Origin of the sequence: Nonomuraea sp. NPDC049158 (genome assembly GCF_040648335.1) — a bacterium.
GTDB lineage: Bacteria > Actinomycetota > Actinomycetes > Streptosporangiales > Streptosporangiaceae > Nonomuraea.
In genome coordinates this window covers 1-14,344 of the sequence record NZ_JBEZDM010000018.1, presented here as the reverse complement: position 1 = coordinate 14,344, position 14,344 = coordinate 1, and the positions used below count along the sequence as shown (strand labels likewise).

Genomic DNA, 14,344 nt, shown 5'->3' with positions numbered 1-14,344 from the left:
TGCCACCCAGGCTTCCGAGCAGGTGGTTCAGACAGCTCCCGGCCGTTGCGGGACCCGCCTCCTGGTCAGGTCCTGGGTCAGACGACTCCCGGCCGTACCAGGCCCGTCTCGTAGGCCACGATCGTGGCCTGAACCCGGTCGCGCACGCCGAGCTTGCCGAGTACGGCGGCGACGTGGTCCTTCACGGTCGCGGGGCTGAGGCCGAGCGCGAGCGCGACTTCGGCGTTGGTCAGGCCGCGCGCCACCCGCAGGAGCACCTCCGTCTCGCGGGGGGTGAGAACGGACAGCCGCCCGGCGTCGGCCGGACCCGGGCTGGTGGCGAAATGGTCGATCAGCCGCCGGGTCACGACCGGATCCAGCAGCGCGTCGCCTCCCGCAGCCACGCGTACCGCGTCGATCACCCGCTCGGGGTCGGTGTCCTTCAGCAGGAATCCGGCGGCACCGGCGCGCAAGGCCGCGAACACATAGTCGTCGAGATTGAACGTGGTCAGGACGACGACCCGCGTCGCCGGAACCTCGGCGGTGATCCTGGTGGTGGCGGCCAGTCCGTTCATGCCCGGCATCCGGATGTCCATGAGCGCGACGTCGGGTCGGAGCGCGGTCACGAGGGCCACGGCCGCTTCCCCGTCGGCCGCCTGGCCGACCACGGTCAGGTCCGGCTCGGCGTCCAGGAAGGCGCTGATCCCCGCCCGGACCACGGCCTGGTCGTCGGCGACCACCACTCTGATCATGTGAGGGACACCTCCGGCAGCCACACCTGTGCCGAGCCGTCGTCGGCGACGATGAGCGTACCGTCCGCGGCGTCCACCAGCGCGCGCAGTCGCCCCCCGCTCGTCGGTGACTGACCGGACACCGTGACGCCCCCGTCGAGGAAGGTCACGGCGACGGCCGCGCCCTCGGCGAGCAGTTCCCTCGCGACCTGATAGGCGGTGACCTCGACGGCCGGCGGCAGCGGCCTGCGGAGCCCGACGTAGCGGGCCGCGCCACCGCGTCGCGCGGTCAGGACGGCGATGCCGCTCACCGTGTGCGGCGGCTCGTCGCCATCGTCCCGCTCCTGCTCCATGAGCTCCCGCAGAGCGGCCAACCCGGCTCGGGCTTCGGCGAGCACGACGTCCAACCGCCCCGCCTCGGCTCCGTCGACCACCCGCTGCGCGTGCCGACGTGCCGTACGACGCAACCCACCGACGATTCGCCGCCGCTCGGCCGCCGCCGCCACGGCCGCCGCGCGTTCGAGCAGGTCCCGCTCCCGCGCGACCGCCGTCCTGCGCCGTCTGCGGCGCGCCGCGACGAACCTCCCCAAGCCCCAGGCCGCCACAGCAGGTACGGCCAGCATGGCAGTCAGCACCAGCCACGCGGCCGGCCGATCGCCCGTGATGCCGTCCCCGCTGACGAGTGCCAAGCCGCCGACCCCGGCCATCACGATCGGCGCGGGCCAGTCCCGGGATTGTGTACGGGCGCCGATCGCGTACAGGAGCGCCAGCTCCATCCAGCAGCACCACAGGAACATGTCGCTGACCGGCGGCCCCGCCCACCCTGCCAGGTCGAGACACAGCCAGACCAGGACGGAGACCAGCGTGACCGCCAGGCCGCGGCGGGACGCGTTCGTCCTCCACCCCAGGGGCAGCGCGTGCAGGGCGAACAGCAGCGCCAGCAGCAGGCCGGGGAGGGGTGTGGCGAAGGGGTCGAGGTCATCGCCCGGCAGCAGGTTCGCGCCCAGCGTCAGCGCGATCGCCAGGACGACCAGCGCTCCGTCGAGCGCCCTGGACCCCCGCCAATCGGCCATCCGCCTCGCCCTGGCCATGCCCGGCTCATCTGTCGCCGCATCTGTCGCCGCCTTCATGCGACGTCTCAGCCGTGGTCGCGCATGGCTCACTCGTCGCGTCGGAGCGGACGGGTCCAGGGGGAGGTCGGCCCGCACCTCCCAGCCACCGTCCTTGAGCCCTTCCGAAAACGTGCCGTCCCTGGGCCCTGCCGAGAACGTGCCGTCCTTGGGCCCTGCCGACAACGTGCCGTCCTTGGGCCCTGCCGAGAACGTGCCGCCGACGGAATGTACGGCGGAGCGCAGTCCGGCCAGCCCGTTGCCCGTCCCGAGGTCAGAGGCCGCCGCGTCACCACCCTCGTCGGTGACCGTGACGACCAGGTGTCCGGCCAGGATGTCGAGCCGAACCCGGGAGGCACCCGCGGCATATCGGGTCGCGTTCGTCAGCGCCTCGCGGACCACCCGGTAGGCGATGAAGATGACTTCCGGAGGCGCGCTGATGGCGGTGCGCCGATAGTCGAGGCCGATGTGCTCGGCGACGAGTACGTCGATGTCCTCCATGGTCATGGGTTCGACGGCAGCCATGGGTCCGCCGGCCTCGGCGAGGCGATCGAGCTCCGTCACGGCCCGACGCCCGGCCTCGGCGAGACGGTCCAGCTCCATCACGGCCCGACGCCCGGCCTCCGCGAGACGGTCCAGCTCCGTCACAGCCTGACGCCCGGCCTCCGCGGCGTGCCGGGTGGCGGCGGCGGCGAGTTCGGGATCGGTGAGCCGCGTGGCGGTGGCGGCCGACACCACGATGCCGGTGAGCCGATGCGCGGCCACGTCATGTAACTCCGCGATCAGCCGCCGCCGTTCCGCACCGGCGGCGAGTCGAGGCACTGACGCCGAGCCCGCGTGATAGGCCGAGACGGCCGATCGGCCGGCTCGCCTGCGCCGTCGCGACCTCCCCATGACCCAGACCACCGCCGCCATCGCGGCCGCCTGGAACGCGACCCCGGCGACGATCTTCGCCCCCGCGCCGGCAGCGAGCGTCAGCGCGGCACCGGCCAGCGTGACGGCGCAGGCCCCGACCGCGGCGACCCCAGCCGTACGATGCAGGGACAGCGCGTAGAGCGCCACCATCACGGTGACCACCCCTGACAGGACGCCACCGCCACCTGCGCTGATGCTCGGTACCGCTGCCGCGAGCGTGCCCCCGAAGGCCCACACCGGCGCGATCCGGCGAAAGACGAGGGCGACGCAGGCGGCACCCGAACCCAGCATCGCGTACGTGGTCGCGAGAGGACTGTCCGCCGCGAGCGGCGACCCCGGGTCAGCCACCCACGTGAGCGCCGCCGGTAAGCGATGCGACACCGTCAGCGCCATCAGCGCGACGGCCAGGATCCCCGGCAGCAGCACGTCCCGCCACTCCGGCCGGCCATCTCCCACAACGGCCCAGCCTACGATCTCGGCCGGCCCGAGGCGGCGGGCAGGCCGGCGCGAGGCAGCGCGTCTTCGAAGAACGGGACGACCATCGACCCGGGCGACAACACGATGGTGAACGGGGTGATCCGTGACGTCTGCATCACCGGCTCCGGCGGCGCGGGCGTCAAGGTGCTCGACCCGGCGGGCGGCGTGATCAGCCCGCGCGCGGCCTGCGTTCGGCCGGAGGGAGCAGGAGCACCTCCAGCGCCCGCGCGCAGGCCCGCGTGTGCGCGACGAACCAGCCGATCCGCGCGTCGCTCATGACCAGCGGCGTGGAGCGCACGGCCAGCGCGTAACGGACGTGGTCGAGCCGGTCGAGCACCGGCACCGCGACCGTGCGGATCCCGTCGCCCGATTCCCCGTCGTTGAGCGCGTACCCGGCCTCGCGTACCCGGTCCAGCTCGGCGCGCAGCTCGCCGTGGTCCACGATCGTGCGGCCGGTCAGCGCCGGCAGGGGCCCGAGCGCCGCCAGGTCCGCCTTCCCCTCCGGGTCCCAGGCCAGCAGGACCTTGCCCAGCGCCGTGGAGTGCAGCGGGCGGCGCAGGCCGATGCCGCTGTCGCGGTTGAGCGAGCCGCCGCTCAGGATGACCGCGAGCCTGTCGTTGCGGACGGCCAGGTCCACGGTGGCGGAGGTGATACGGGCCAGCTCGGCCAGCTCGGGCGTGATCCGGTGCAGGCCGCGCCGGTGAAAGGAGAGCTGCCCCAGTTCCGTGATCGACGGCCCGAGCCGGTAGCGGCCCGTCCGCGCCTCCTGCTCCAGGAAACCCGCGCCGGTCAGGGTCTTGGCCAGGCGGTGCGCGGTGGAGGTGGGCAGCTCCATCCTGCGGGACAGGTCGGACAGGCTGAGCGAGACGTCCCCGCCGCCGAAGCAGTCGAGCATGCCGATCGCCCTGTGTACGGACTGGACGCCGCCTTCTGCTGCCATGCGGGAAACTCCGTCTTCCGAGTAGGGAGAGCAGGGACCAGGTGAGAGCCGGTCCGGCCGGAAACGCTTCCCGCATCGCGGGACATTCTTTGCATTTCCTACCAATTTACTAGCAAACTCTCTCCCATGACCACCACCGCACTCGACACCCTCTGGTTCACCCGCTGTCCGGTGCCCACCGCCACGGGTATCGCGGCGGACCAGGGCTGGCTGGCCAGGGAGTTCGCCGGCGACGGGATCGAGGTCCGGTCCCTCCAGGACGACTCTCCCGACGTCCCCCGCGAGACGCACTACACCCACGCCCTGACCGGCCTGTTCCGCGAGGGCGGCAACGTGCCCGCGCTCTGGGCGCGCTCGCGCGGCGAGGCCACCCGGCTCATCGGGCTCACCTGGATCGAGGAGCGGCAGGCCATCCTGGTCCGTTCCGGCACCGACCTGGAACACCCCGGGCAGCTCAAGGGCCTGCGGCTGGCCATTCCCCGGCACCGCATCGCGATCGACTTCTGGCGGGCCATGGCCCTGCACGGCTTCCACGGCGCCCTGAGGCTGGCCGGGCTCGGGCTCGGCGACGCCGAGCCGGTGGACGTCGAGGCCGAGCCGGGCGGCGGCCAATGGGAGGCCGAGCTGGCCGCGCTGGCCGCCGGCGAGGTGGACGCGGTCTACGTCAAGGGCGCTCTCGCCGTCGAGGCCGCCCTGCGCCACGGCGTGGAGGTCGGCATCGACCTCGACCAGGTGCCGGACCGGCGGGCGCGGGTCAACAACGGCACGCCACGGCCGATCACCGTGCACCAGCGGCTGCTGGACGAGCATCCCGACGTGGTCGCCCGCTTCCTCGGCGTCCTGGTACGCGCGGCCGACTGGGCCGCCGAGCACCCGGCGGAGGTGGCCAGGATCCTCGGCGCCGAGACCGGCGCGGGCGCGACGGGCGTGACCGCCGCCTACGTCCCCGGCGCCTCGCTGCACCTCAGTCTGTCGCCCGAACGCCTCGACCTGCTGGCCCGGCAGGAACGCTTCCTGCGCGCCCACGGCTTCCTCGAATCGCCCGTTGACGTCGCGGCCTGGGCCGATCACACCCCGCTGCAAGGAGTCACCCATGCGTAAGTTGCTGCTCGCCCTCCCCCTCGTCCTCCTGGCCGCGGCCTGTGGCAGCACCGACGCCACCGCGGGCCCCGAGCAGCTGGTGGTCAGAATCTCGGACCCGGGCAACAGCGGCTTCCTGGCCGTCGCGAAGAAGGACGGCAGTCTGGACGCCGCCCTGGCCAAGGTCAACGCCAAGGTCAAGTGGGCCGGCGACTTCTCCGTCTTCGCCCCGGCCGCCCAGGCCATCAACGCCGGCTCGCTCGACATCGCCACCGGCTCGATCACCTCCGGCGTCACCGCGCTGGCCGTCAAGCCCAGCTTCAAGATCTTCGCCACCGTGCCGCCCGACCTCGCCGGCGAGGGAATCGTGGTCAAGAACGGCTCCCCGATCAAGTCGGTCGCGGACCTGGCCGGGCGCAGCGTGGCCGTCGGGCACGGCGGCACCAGCGAGTACCTGCTGCTCAAGGCGCTGCAGACCTTCGAGGTGCCGGTGGACAAGGTCAAGCGCGTCTACCTGCCGCCGCCGCAGACGGCACCGGTCTTCGGTTCGGGCAAGGTGGACGGCTGGTCGACGTTCTCCACCTTCCTCATCCCCGCCGTCACCGACCTGGACGCCCGGATCCTGGCCGACGGCGAGGCGATCAAGTCCGACAACTACGTGATCTACGTGGCCGCCAAGAAGCTGCTCGACGAGCATCCCGAGGTGGTCAAGGCGCTGTTCGAGTTCATCAAGGAGGGCAGCGCGAAGGAGATCGCCGACCCGGCGGCGTACCTGAACGTCTTCACCCAGGCGGGCCCGCAGGCCGTACAGGGCAAGCAGAAGGACCTGGTGGTCGACATCCAGAAGAAGGGCAAGCCCGCCCAGGCGGTCACCCCAGCCGAGATCGCGAAATATCAGGACGTCGCGAAGTTCTTCCTCGACCAGAAGGTGCTCACCGCGCCGCTGGACGTCTCCCAGCACGTCGTGGACGTGACCAAGCTCGGCGACTCGACCAAGCAAGGGAACGCGGCCGAGCAAGGGAACGCGGCCGAGCTCGGGAACACGACCAAGGACAGCGCGGCCAAGGACGCCGCGTCATGACCGCGCAGACCCTCGTGGCGGGGCTGGTCGCGCCGGATCCGCCCCGCTCGGCCGGTCGCCACCCCGCGGCGACGTTCGCGCTGCGGGCCATCGGCCCGGTCCTGCTGCTGGTGGCCTGGTACGCGGCCACGGCCTCCGGCGCCCTCACCAAGGACGTGCTCGCCGGTCCCCAGGACGTCATCAAGACCTTCGGCGAGCTGTGGGCGGACGGCCAGCTCCCGGAGGCGCTACGCGTCTCCATCACCCGGGCCGGCCTCGGCCTGGTGCTGGGCGCCTCCACCGGCCTGCTGCTCGGCGTCGTCTCCGGCTTCACCCGGCTCGGCGAGGAGCTCCTTGACTCCTCGATACAGGCGCTGCGCGCCATCCCCTTCCTGGCGCTGACCTCGCTGTTCATCGTCTGGTTCGGGATCGAGGAGGCGTCCAAGATCCTGCTGATCGGGGTGGCCTGCACCTTCCCCATGTACGTCAACGTCTCCAGCGGCGTACGCAACGTGGACCGCAGGGTCGTCGAGGCGGCCCGCTCGTTCGGCCTCGGCCGGCTCGCGATCGCGCGCGAGGTCGTGCTGCCGGGCGCGCTGCCGTCGGTCTTCGCCGGGCTGCGCCTGGCCACCACGCTCAGCGTGATCGCGTTGATCGCCGCCGAGGAGATCAACGTGACGGCCGGGCTCGGGTATCTGATGGCCCGGGCCACCGACTACCTGCGCACCGACATCCTGGCGCTGTGCGTGCTGCTGTACGCGGTGATCGGGCTGCTGGCCGACCTGACGCTGCGGGGGGCCGAACGGGTGCTGATGCCCTGGCGCAAGGCGGTGACGATCCGATGAGCCTGGCCGTACGGACAACGGGGCTGCGCAAGGTCTTCGGCGACCGCGCGGTGCTCGATGGGGTGGACCTGGACGTGCGGCGCGGCGAGTTCCTGGCGCTGCTCGGCGCGAGCGGCACGGGCAAGACGACGCTGCTGCGCATCCTGGCCGGGCTGGACGCCGCCACCGGCGGGAGCGTGCTGGTGCCGCCGGTGCGCACGGTCGTCTTCCAGGAGCCGCGGCTCATCCCGTCGAAGCGGGCGCTGGCCAACGTGATCATCGGCCAGGGTCGTTCCGCGCGGGCCAAGGGTCTGGCGGCGCTCGCGGAAGTGGGTTTGAGCCGGCACGCCGACGCCTGGCCGGCGACGCTGTCCGGTGGCGAGGCCCAGCGCGTCGCGCTCGCCCGGGCGCTGGTCCGCGAGCCGGAGCTGCTCCTGCTGGACGAGCCGTTCGCCGCGCTGGACGCGCTCACCCGGCTGCACATGCAGGACCTGATCGCCGAACTGTGCGCCCGGCACCGCCCGGCCGTGGTGCTGGTCACGCACGACGTCGAGGAGGCGATCCTGCTCGCCGACCGGATCGCGGTGCTGCGCGAGGGCAGGTTCGTCACGGATCTGCGGGTCGGCATCGACCGTCCGCGCGACCGTACGGACCCCGACTTCGTCGAGTTGCGCCGCAAGCTGCTCACCGACCTCGGCGTGGACACCCACGCGGGGGCTCCGCCGGCCGCGTTCCTCGAAGAGACAGGGCAGTCGGCGCGCCCGGTCAGGACGCCGCCCGTCTCCACCGAACTCCTAGGAAAGATGTGACATGACCGCCCTGTTCATCTCCGGCAGCCAGTCCACCCTGCGGGCGGTGGCGTGATGACGTGCTTTCACGTGATCCTCCCCACCAGAAGTCCCGCCCGCGCGGAACTGCCCGCGTTCGTCACCGACGTACGGCCCGCGCCCACCGATCCGGCCGGGCGGATCGCCGTGGCCGCGGACCTGGCGGGGCTGGCGGGGGCGCTGGTGCCGTTCGACCCCGGCGGGCAGGAGTCGCTGACCGTCGCGGCCAACGTCCTGCGCCGCACCCGGCACCTGCGGGTGGTCGCCGAGTTCCACGCCGCCGTCGCCACCCCCGTCTACGCGGCCAAGGTCTCGGCCTCCCTGCAGCGCTTCACCGCGGGCCGCCTGGGCTGGCGGCTCGCGGTGGACCTGGACCCGGCCGTGGCCAGGGCGCAGGGCGACTTCCTGACCGGCGCCGACCGGTACGCCCGCGCCGAGGAGTTCCTGACCGTCGCCAAAGGCGTCTGGCGCGGCTCCTTCGACTTCCACGGCGACTTCTACGAGGTCGTCGAGGGCGGTTTCGGACTGCCGCTGTCGGCGCCGCCCTTCCCCGAGGTACAGCTGTCGGGCACCTCGCCCGAGGCCCTGGCCCTGTCGCGGCGGCACGCGGACGTGCACGTCTTCGCCGAGGGCGACGACCTGGACGCCCTCGTCCCCGAGCTGCCCGGCCTGCGGTACGGCGTCCAGTTGTCCTCGCTCGACCACGCGGACGCGTACGCCGGGCGGGGCGTCACCGAGTTCTTCCTCCAGACCGAGGACGTCTATCGCCTCGGCGAGCACATGAAGGAGCGGGCTCTTGCCGGTTGACATCTACTGGCGCATCCACATGGAGGGCGACCAGTCCTCGCTGCGCCGCAGGGTCCGCAGCCGCGGCGGGTTCGCCCCCGGCGGCACCGCCCCGGGCACTCGGGACGGCCGGGACGACGGCTACACGCACGCCGACTACATGGCCGAGGTCGCGCGGGCGGCCGAGGAGTCCGGCTTCGTCGGCGGGCTGCTGCCCAACTTCCCGCACACCGACGATCCCTGGGCAGCCGCCGCGACACTGGCCCGCGAGACCACGTCGTACCGGTTCATGGTGGCCTTCCAGCCCGGATTCCTGCACCCGGTACAGGCGGCCAGGATGACGGCCACGCTGCAACGGGCGACCGGCGGCCGGGTCGTCTACAACGTCATCTCCGGTGGCGGCGGTCCAGCGCAGCTGTGGTGGGGCGACAAGGTCGACCACGACGAGCGCTACGCGCGTACCTCGGAGTTCCTCGACGTACTCAAGGGGGTCTGGGCGGGTGACCTCACCCACCACGGCCGCTTCTACCGTACGGAGCACGCCGGGCTGCCGGCGGAGCTGGCCGGGCAGCCGTTCCCGGAGATCTTCTTCTCCGGCTCCTCCCCCGCCGCCATCGCCGCCGCCGGACGGCACGCCGACTACTACTTGTCCTGGCTGGAGCCGTACGAGGCGCTGGCGGAGAAGTTCGCGGCCGTACGAGCGCACAGCGACACCCCGCCCAGGTTCGCCGTACGCGTGGACCTGCTCGCCCGCGAGAGCGAGGAGGAGGCGTGGGAGGAGATCGCGCACGGCTGGCGGGCCCGCGCCGCCGACCCGGAGCGCGCCCGCCAGGTCGGCGCGGGGCAGGGCGGCGCGGGGCAGGGCGGCGCGGGGCAGGGTGACTCCGTCGGGGTGCGGCGCAGCCGCTCCTTCCTCGCCGAGGCCGGCGACGACCACCGCGCCCTGGAGGTCGCGCCGAACGTGTGGGGCGGGTTCAACGCGCTCCGCGACGGCCCCGCCTTCGGCCTGGTCGGGGACTACCACCAGGTGGCCGAACGCCTCGACCAGCTCCTCGACCTCGGCGTGGACGCCTTGATCCTGGCCGGGATCCCCCATCTCGAAGAGGCCCGCCGCGTGGGCCGCCACGTATTGCCCCTGTTGAAAGGACGTACCTCATGACCACCCGCGTCGGCTTCTTCCCGCAGAACAACACCCTGTGGGTGGCCCGCCACCGCGACCTGCTGCCCGACGTGGAGTGGGTGGGCCTGAACAGCCTGGGCAGGGGCGAGCGGGTCGATCCCACGAAGGCGCTCCCGTCCGCCCACGGCGACCACCTGTTCGACGGCGGGTACGACTTCATCGGCACCGGCTCCACTCCCCCGGTCACCGCCCAGGCCAAGGGGCACGACATCGTGTACGTGGCGATCTCGGGGCCGCGCGTCGAGAACGGCCGCCTGGTGGTCCGGGACGACTCGCCGATCGGCTCCGTGGCGGAGCTGAAGGGCAGGCGGGTCGCGCTCGGGCACGGTTCCTGGCAGACCACCCTGCTGCTGCTGGCGCTGGAGCGGGCCGGGCTCGGCTGGGGCGACATCGTCCCCGTGGACGCCTACGGCAACGCCGCCGAGCTGCTGGTGAACGGCGACGTGGACGCCTGGGTGGGCTCCTACCCGTACCTGACGCCGGTCGAGTCGCGTACGAGGACGCTGGTGGAGACCGACGGCCTGTTCAGCCACCGCTCTCTTTGGTTCACCCGCCGCGACTTCGCGCTGGAGCGGCCCGACGAGCTGGCCAGGATCGTCACCGCTCTCCAGGGGGCCGACCGCTGGACCGAGGAGCACCCGCGCCAGGCGGCCGCCCTGTTCGACGGGGACCTCGACGCCTGGGAGCACGCCCTGCGTACCCGGCCCTGGGGTCTGCGCCCGGTGAGTGCGGAGTTCGTCACCGAGCAGCAGCATGCCGCCGACCTCTTCCACGCCAACGGGCTGATCGAGCGCGAGATCTCGGTCGCGGACGCCGTACTGCCCGAGATCGGCGACCTGGTGGCACGGACGCACTAGGTCCGCGACTATTCTCCGCTGCCAGGAATGACGAGGAGGAGGAACCATCGTGCCGCTACCCACGCAACCGCTGCGCAAGCTGGGTTTCCTGACGATCGGCCTGTTCGACGGTGACGACCCGCGCCCCGGCCACGAGTCGACGCTGCGGATCATCGAGCTGGGCGAGCAGTTGGGCTTCGACAGCGCATGGGTGCGGCACCGCCACCTCCAGTACGGCATCTCCTCCCCCGTCGCCGTCCTGGCGGCGGCCTCCCAGCGCACCACCCGCATCGAGCTGGGCACCGCGGTCATCCCCCTCGGCTGGGAGAACCCGCTGCGGCTCGCCGAAGACCTGGCCACGGTGGACATCCTGGCCGGCGGCCGGCTCAATCCAGGCGTCAGCGTCGGCCCGCCGCTCCACTATGACCAGGTCAAGGACGCGCTCCATCCCGGCACCGCCGACCAGGAGGACTTCAGTTACGAACGGGTCCGGCGGCTGCTGTCCTTCGTACGCGGCGAGCCGGCCACCGACTTCAGCGGCGTCGAGGGCTTCGAGGTCTTCTCCGATCGGGTCCAGCCCCACTCGCCCGGCCTGGGCACCCGCATGTGGTACGGCGGCGCCAGCCTCCGCTCGGCCACCTGGGCGGGCGAGCACGCCATGAACTTCCTGACCAGCAGCGTCGTGAAGGCCGAGGAGTCGGCGGACTTCGCCGAGATCCAGCTCTCCCACGTACGGGCGTTCCGCGCGCGGCACCCCGACGGCGAGCGGGCCCGCGTCTCCCAGGGCCTGGTCGTCATCCCCACGGACACGGCCACGCCGGAGCAGCGGGCCAGATACCAGGCCTACGCCGACAAGCGCACGCCCCGCACCGCCACACCGCAGGGGCCGGCCCGCATGATGTTCGCACCGGACCTCGTCGGCAGCTCCGCCGAGATCGCCGAGCGGCTGTACGCGCACGCCGCCTTCCGGGAGATCGACGAGGTGGCGTTCGCGCTGCCGTTCACCTTCGAGCACGAGGACTACGTACAGATCCTCACCGACATGGCCACCCGGCTGGGGCCCGAACTCGGCTGGCGGCCCGCCGTGGACCGCAGCCCGTCATGACTCTGTGTCAGGCGCTGACCTTCAATTGATGGACGCGCTGCTTCGACAGGCCCATGACACGTGCCGTGTCCGGCTCCGACCAGTGGCTCGTGAGAGCCTTCGCGGTCTTGACGGCCAGTTCCGCAGCGCGCTTGGCGTGGGCTTCGGCCAACTCCCGCTCATGACTGTATTCGGCCACCAGCACGGCCACGTCCCCAGGCAAGTCGAAGACGAACTCCACGCCAGGGGTGTTCTCAGGCCAAGCCCATGCGTGGATCTCCGCCAAATCACGCTCCAGCTGCGACAAGGAGCCGGCCACACCGACTCCCTCCGTCTCCCCGGTGGGACAACGCGACACCCACCGCTCGTTCTCGTAGGTGATGACATAGGTGATCGTCTTGCTCATCGGCTCATCCTCTCTGTGACCGCCTCCAGGCGCTTGAGGGCTTCACGAAAAAGCTCCGGGTCACGATCCGGGTCTACAGGGATCATGACGGGAACCGAGATGATGCCATCTTTGATCACACGCAGCGCGCACATGTCGCCCTTGAGGTGATACAGCCAGTCAGCCGTGGCACCTGCAGCGGCCACTATCGCTGCTACCTCGGCAAGCTGGCGCATATGTGGTGGAGGAACTTCGGTCACACCCATGAGGATACCCTACTAGGAGGATAGCTCCTAGTAGAGTAGGAGCCATCCTGCCGAGGCGTCCGGGAGGTCCGCATGCCGCGGCTCGCCGTCCGACTGGCGTGGTGGCCCTGCTCGCGCCGCCGACGTGTCGGATCTGCGTTCGGAATCGGGCACGATCCACTGGTTCGAGCAACAGTGGGAGTGCGCCCTGTAGATTCGAGGCATGAGCGCGGAAGACCGGCGGCCTCCGCTCTTCGAGGTCCTCCCGGACCAGGACGAGCGGCCTGAGCCGATCACTATGCACACCTCGGACGGCACCCTGAGCGTCGCGGCCGACCTGACCGCCGAGGAGTTCGAGCTCCTCGACGAGCTTCGGCGGACGGCGGCCAAGGAATGACGGTCTCCGGTTACAACGCGCGGCCGCACGGCATCCGTCAGCATGGGAGGGCTTCCGCCGAGGAGGCCGAGCGCATCCGGGGCATCCTGCACGACGTACGCGAGGCGTTCGCGGCGGCGGGGCGGCCGATGGGGCATGACCAGTACGGCGCCCAGATGGAGAAGGATTTCCCCAGCATGCGCGACGGCGTCATCAACGCCTTCAACGACCACATCGACCGGCTTGAGGGCGTCGGCGACGATATACAGGTGACGGCTGCGAACTACCAGGGCGCGGAGCACCCCGGGACCTGACGGGCGGTGCTGCTCGACGGGGAGATACCCGGCTGGATGCGGCCGTGGATCGGCTGGGCCGTCGGCATGGACTGGCCCGAGGGCGACGAGTCCAAGCTGTTCGCGCTGGCCGACGCGCTGGCGGATGCGGCCTACCGGGTCGCGGAGGGCAGTGGCGTCCCCGTTCCCGATCGAGACATCTGGGACGGCGAAGCGCTCCAGGCCTTCGTCGGGAACGCCTCGCTCAAGGTCGGCGAAAGCGAGGCCAACCTGCTGAAGCGCCTCGCGGGGATGGCGATGGCGCTGAACGACCTCGGCGTGCAAGTCCAGTACACCAAGCGGCTGATCAAGCTGTCGATCGCGTTCCTGATCTTCCAGCTGTGGACACTGATGCCGATAATCGCGAACCCCGCCACGGCCGGGACCGGGCTGGCGGCCGCGGGGTGGCGCGCCCGCTTCACCCGCGCGATCGTCAGGCAGCTGGCCAAGCGGCTGCTGTTCAACATCGGGCTGTTCGGCGGCCTGATGCTCGCGATGGACCTGGGTGTGCAGGCCGCTCACCGCCGAGCTGAACCACCACCTCAAGCGGCACGTCGAGGAGACCGACGCGGGTGTCTGGCTGCGCGACCTCGACCACCCGCACGACGCCGGCCTGGCCTCCTCCGCGCGCAAAGTGCGGCGCATCGACGGTGCCCTGTACGTGGACGGGCACGGCTCGGAGCGGGGAAACAAGATCGGCGGCCAGACCCTGGACGCGGCGCAGATCTCGGACCTCCTCCTGAACCTGCCGAAGCTGAAGCCGAGCGACGTCATCCTGCTGGCCAACTGCGACATCGGAACCGGCAACCATCCCCTGAACGTCGCCCGGCGGACCGGCCACGTCGTGATCGCCGCCGACTCGGCCATCATCGTCACGAAGGAGGGCCACATGCGCGCGGTCTCCCCCGAGTTCGGCCACCTGGGCGGCCGCGGCCAGTTGCGCATCTACCTGCCGAGCGACCCCATCTCCGGCCGGACGTACGACACGATCAACGCCTGGTTCCAGGCGCCCTGACGATGGGGACGTACCGGCGCCGAGGGATCACTGGTCGGCGCGCCCCGGCGCCGGCCGATATCGACGTGGGGGGGCGGCGGGGGGGGGCCGCGGGGGGGGGGTGGTTGGGGGCGCGACCCGCGGGGGGGGGGTGGGGGGGGGGTGGAGGGGGTGGTGGGGCCCC

Annotated in this window: 17 protein-coding genes; 11 read left to right on the top strand and 6 right to left on the bottom strand. The window is 71.7% G+C overall.

Features of this window, described 5'->3' with window-relative positions:
• Window positions 1–77: 77 nt before the first annotated feature.
• The 4 genes from AB0B61_RS32730 to AB0B61_RS32715 are packed head-to-tail and all read right to left on the bottom strand — an operon-like array spanning window position 78 to window position 4,151.
• Entirely contained in the window at window positions 78–731 is a 654-nt protein-coding gene (locus tag AB0B61_RS32730) for a response regulator transcription factor (RefSeq protein ID WP_358440078.1), read from the bottom strand.
• Window positions 728–3,190 (bottom strand): histidine kinase, encoded by a 2,463-nt coding sequence (locus AB0B61_RS32725; protein WP_358440076.1) that lies wholly within the window; start codon window positions 3,188–3,190, stop codon window positions 728–730. Before AB0B61_RS32725 ends, AB0B61_RS32730 begins: the two co-directional genes overlap by 4 nt.
• Before the next feature lie 11 nt (window positions 3,191–3,201).
• Window positions 3,202–3,327, bottom strand: coding sequence for a hypothetical protein (locus tag AB0B61_RS32720; RefSeq protein WP_358440074.1), 126 nt, complete (start codon window positions 3,325–3,327; stop codon window positions 3,202–3,204).
• A gap of 53 nt (window positions 3,328–3,380) precedes the next feature.
• Window positions 3,381–4,151, bottom strand: coding sequence for an IclR family transcriptional regulator (locus tag AB0B61_RS32715; protein WP_358440070.1), 771 nt, complete (start codon window positions 4,149–4,151; stop codon window positions 3,381–3,383).
• A 126-nt stretch (window positions 4,152–4,277) separates the two neighbouring features.
• Here AB0B61_RS32715 and AB0B61_RS32710 point away from each other — a divergent pair, with 126 nt between their 5' ends.
• From AB0B61_RS32710 to AB0B61_RS32675, 8 genes are all read left to right on the top strand, one after another.
• The gene (locus tag AB0B61_RS32710; protein ID WP_358440067.1) at window positions 4,278–5,252 is read left to right on the top strand and encodes an ABC transporter substrate-binding protein; all 975 of its coding nucleotides are present in this window, start codon (window positions 4,278–4,280) and stop codon (window positions 5,250–5,252) included.
• Window positions 5,245–6,312 (top strand): ABC transporter substrate-binding protein, encoded by a 1,068-nt coding sequence (locus AB0B61_RS32705; RefSeq protein ID WP_358440065.1) that lies wholly within the window; start codon window positions 5,245–5,247, stop codon window positions 6,310–6,312. The genes AB0B61_RS32710 and AB0B61_RS32705 overlap by 8 nt, the downstream gene beginning before the upstream one ends.
• Window positions 6,309–7,136: an ABC transporter permease subunit gene (locus AB0B61_RS32700; protein ID WP_358440062.1), complete on the top strand. Its 828-nt coding sequence runs from the start codon at window positions 6,309–6,311 to the stop codon at window positions 7,134–7,136. Before AB0B61_RS32705 ends, AB0B61_RS32700 begins: the two co-directional genes overlap by 4 nt.
• Window positions 7,133–7,924: an ABC transporter ATP-binding protein gene (locus tag AB0B61_RS32695; RefSeq protein WP_358440060.1), complete on the top strand. Its 792-nt coding sequence runs from the start codon at window positions 7,133–7,135 to the stop codon at window positions 7,922–7,924. The genes AB0B61_RS32700 and AB0B61_RS32695 overlap by 4 nt, the downstream gene beginning before the upstream one ends.
• Before the next feature lie 69 nt (window positions 7,925–7,993).
• The gene (locus AB0B61_RS32690; RefSeq protein WP_358440057.1) at window positions 7,994–8,749 is read left to right on the top strand and encodes an LLM class flavin-dependent oxidoreductase; all 756 of its coding nucleotides are present in this window, start codon (window positions 7,994–7,996) and stop codon (window positions 8,747–8,749) included.
• Window positions 8,739–9,887 carry an LLM class flavin-dependent oxidoreductase gene (locus tag AB0B61_RS32685; RefSeq protein WP_358440054.1) on the top strand — a complete coding sequence of 383 codons (1,149 nt, stop codon included), beginning with the start codon at window positions 8,739–8,741 and terminating at the stop codon, window positions 9,885–9,887. The genes AB0B61_RS32690 and AB0B61_RS32685 overlap by 11 nt, the downstream gene beginning before the upstream one ends.
• Window positions 9,884–10,765 (top strand): ABC transporter substrate-binding protein, encoded by an 882-nt coding sequence (locus AB0B61_RS32680; protein WP_358440052.1) that lies wholly within the window; start codon window positions 9,884–9,886, stop codon window positions 10,763–10,765. The genes AB0B61_RS32685 and AB0B61_RS32680 overlap by 4 nt, the downstream gene beginning before the upstream one ends.
• A gap of 49 nt (window positions 10,766–10,814) precedes the next feature.
• Complete coding sequence (locus tag AB0B61_RS32675; protein ID WP_358440049.1) at window positions 10,815–11,849, top strand: LLM class flavin-dependent oxidoreductase; 1,035 nt, start codon at window positions 10,815–10,817, stop codon at window positions 11,847–11,849.
• Between the two features lie 7 nt (window positions 11,850–11,856).
• Here the strand turns inward: AB0B61_RS32675 and AB0B61_RS32670 are convergent, their stop codons facing one another.
• Both AB0B61_RS32670 and AB0B61_RS32665 read right to left on the bottom strand, forming a co-directional pair.
• Window positions 11,857–12,234, bottom strand: coding sequence for a hypothetical protein (locus tag AB0B61_RS32670; RefSeq protein WP_358440046.1), 378 nt, complete (start codon window positions 12,232–12,234; stop codon window positions 11,857–11,859).
• Entirely contained in the window at window positions 12,231–12,479 is a 249-nt protein-coding gene (locus tag AB0B61_RS32665) for a hypothetical protein (protein WP_358440044.1), read from the bottom strand. Before AB0B61_RS32665 ends, AB0B61_RS32670 begins: the two co-directional genes overlap by 4 nt.
• Window positions 12,480–12,681: 202 nt before the next feature.
• On the opposite strand from AB0B61_RS32665, the gene AB0B61_RS32660 reads away from it, so the two are divergent.
• The 3 genes from AB0B61_RS32660 to AB0B61_RS32650 all read left to right on the top strand — a co-directional run bounded on the left by AB0B61_RS32660 (window position 12,682) and on the right by AB0B61_RS32650 (window position 14,181).
• On the top strand, window positions 12,682–12,855 hold the full coding sequence (locus AB0B61_RS32660) for a hypothetical protein (RefSeq protein WP_358440042.1): 174 nt from the start codon (window positions 12,682–12,684) through the stop codon (window positions 12,853–12,855).
• Window positions 12,852–13,148, top strand: coding sequence for a hypothetical protein (locus AB0B61_RS32655; RefSeq protein WP_358440040.1), 297 nt, complete (start codon window positions 12,852–12,854; stop codon window positions 13,146–13,148). The genes AB0B61_RS32660 and AB0B61_RS32655 overlap by 4 nt, the downstream gene beginning before the upstream one ends.
• 523 nt (window positions 13,149–13,671) lie before the next feature.
• A complete protein-coding gene (locus tag AB0B61_RS32650; RefSeq protein WP_358440037.1) occupies window positions 13,672–14,181 on the top strand; it encodes a hypothetical protein in 510 nt (169 codons plus the stop codon).
• Window positions 14,182–14,344 lie beyond the last annotated feature (163 nt).

What these genes read in the sequence shown, in the direction of transcription:
- AB0B61_RS32665 (WP_358440044.1), bottom strand. Translation starts at nt 12,479, where the DNA reads ATGGGTGTGACCGAAGTTCCTCCACCACATATGCGCCAGCTTGCCGAG.
- AB0B61_RS32710 (WP_358440067.1), top strand. Translation starts at nt 4,278, where the DNA reads ATGACCACCACCGCACTCGACACCCTCTGGTTCACCCGCTGTCCGGTG.
- AB0B61_RS32680 (WP_358440052.1), top strand. Translation starts at nt 9,884, where the DNA reads ATGACCACCCGCGTCGGCTTCTTCCCGCAGAACAACACCCTGTGGGTG.
- AB0B61_RS32660 (WP_358440042.1), top strand. Translation starts at nt 12,682, where the DNA reads ATGAGCGCGGAAGACCGGCGGCCTCCGCTCTTCGAGGTCCTCCCGGAC.
- AB0B61_RS32705 (WP_358440065.1), top strand. Translation starts at nt 5,245, where the DNA reads ATGCGTAAGTTGCTGCTCGCCCTCCCCCTCGTCCTCCTGGCCGCGGCC.
- AB0B61_RS32695 (WP_358440060.1), top strand. Translation starts at nt 7,133, where the DNA reads ATGAGCCTGGCCGTACGGACAACGGGGCTGCGCAAGGTCTTCGGCGAC.
- AB0B61_RS32655 (WP_358440040.1), top strand. Translation starts at nt 12,852, where the DNA reads ATGACGGTCTCCGGTTACAACGCGCGGCCGCACGGCATCCGTCAGCAT.
- AB0B61_RS32700 (WP_358440062.1), top strand. Translation starts at nt 6,309, where the DNA reads ATGACCGCGCAGACCCTCGTGGCGGGGCTGGTCGCGCCGGATCCGCCC.
- AB0B61_RS32715 (WP_358440070.1), bottom strand. Translation starts at nt 4,151, where the DNA reads ATGGCAGCAGAAGGCGGCGTCCAGTCCGTACACAGGGCGATCGGCATG.
- AB0B61_RS32720 (WP_358440074.1), bottom strand. Translation starts at nt 3,327, where the DNA reads ATGCAGACGTCACGGATCACCCCGTTCACCATCGTGTTGTCGCCCGGG.
- AB0B61_RS32670 (WP_358440046.1), bottom strand. Translation starts at nt 12,234, where the DNA reads ATGAGCAAGACGATCACCTATGTCATCACCTACGAGAACGAGCGGTGG.
- AB0B61_RS32730 (WP_358440078.1), bottom strand. Translation starts at nt 731, where the DNA reads ATGATCAGAGTGGTGGTCGCCGACGACCAGGCCGTGGTCCGGGCGGGG.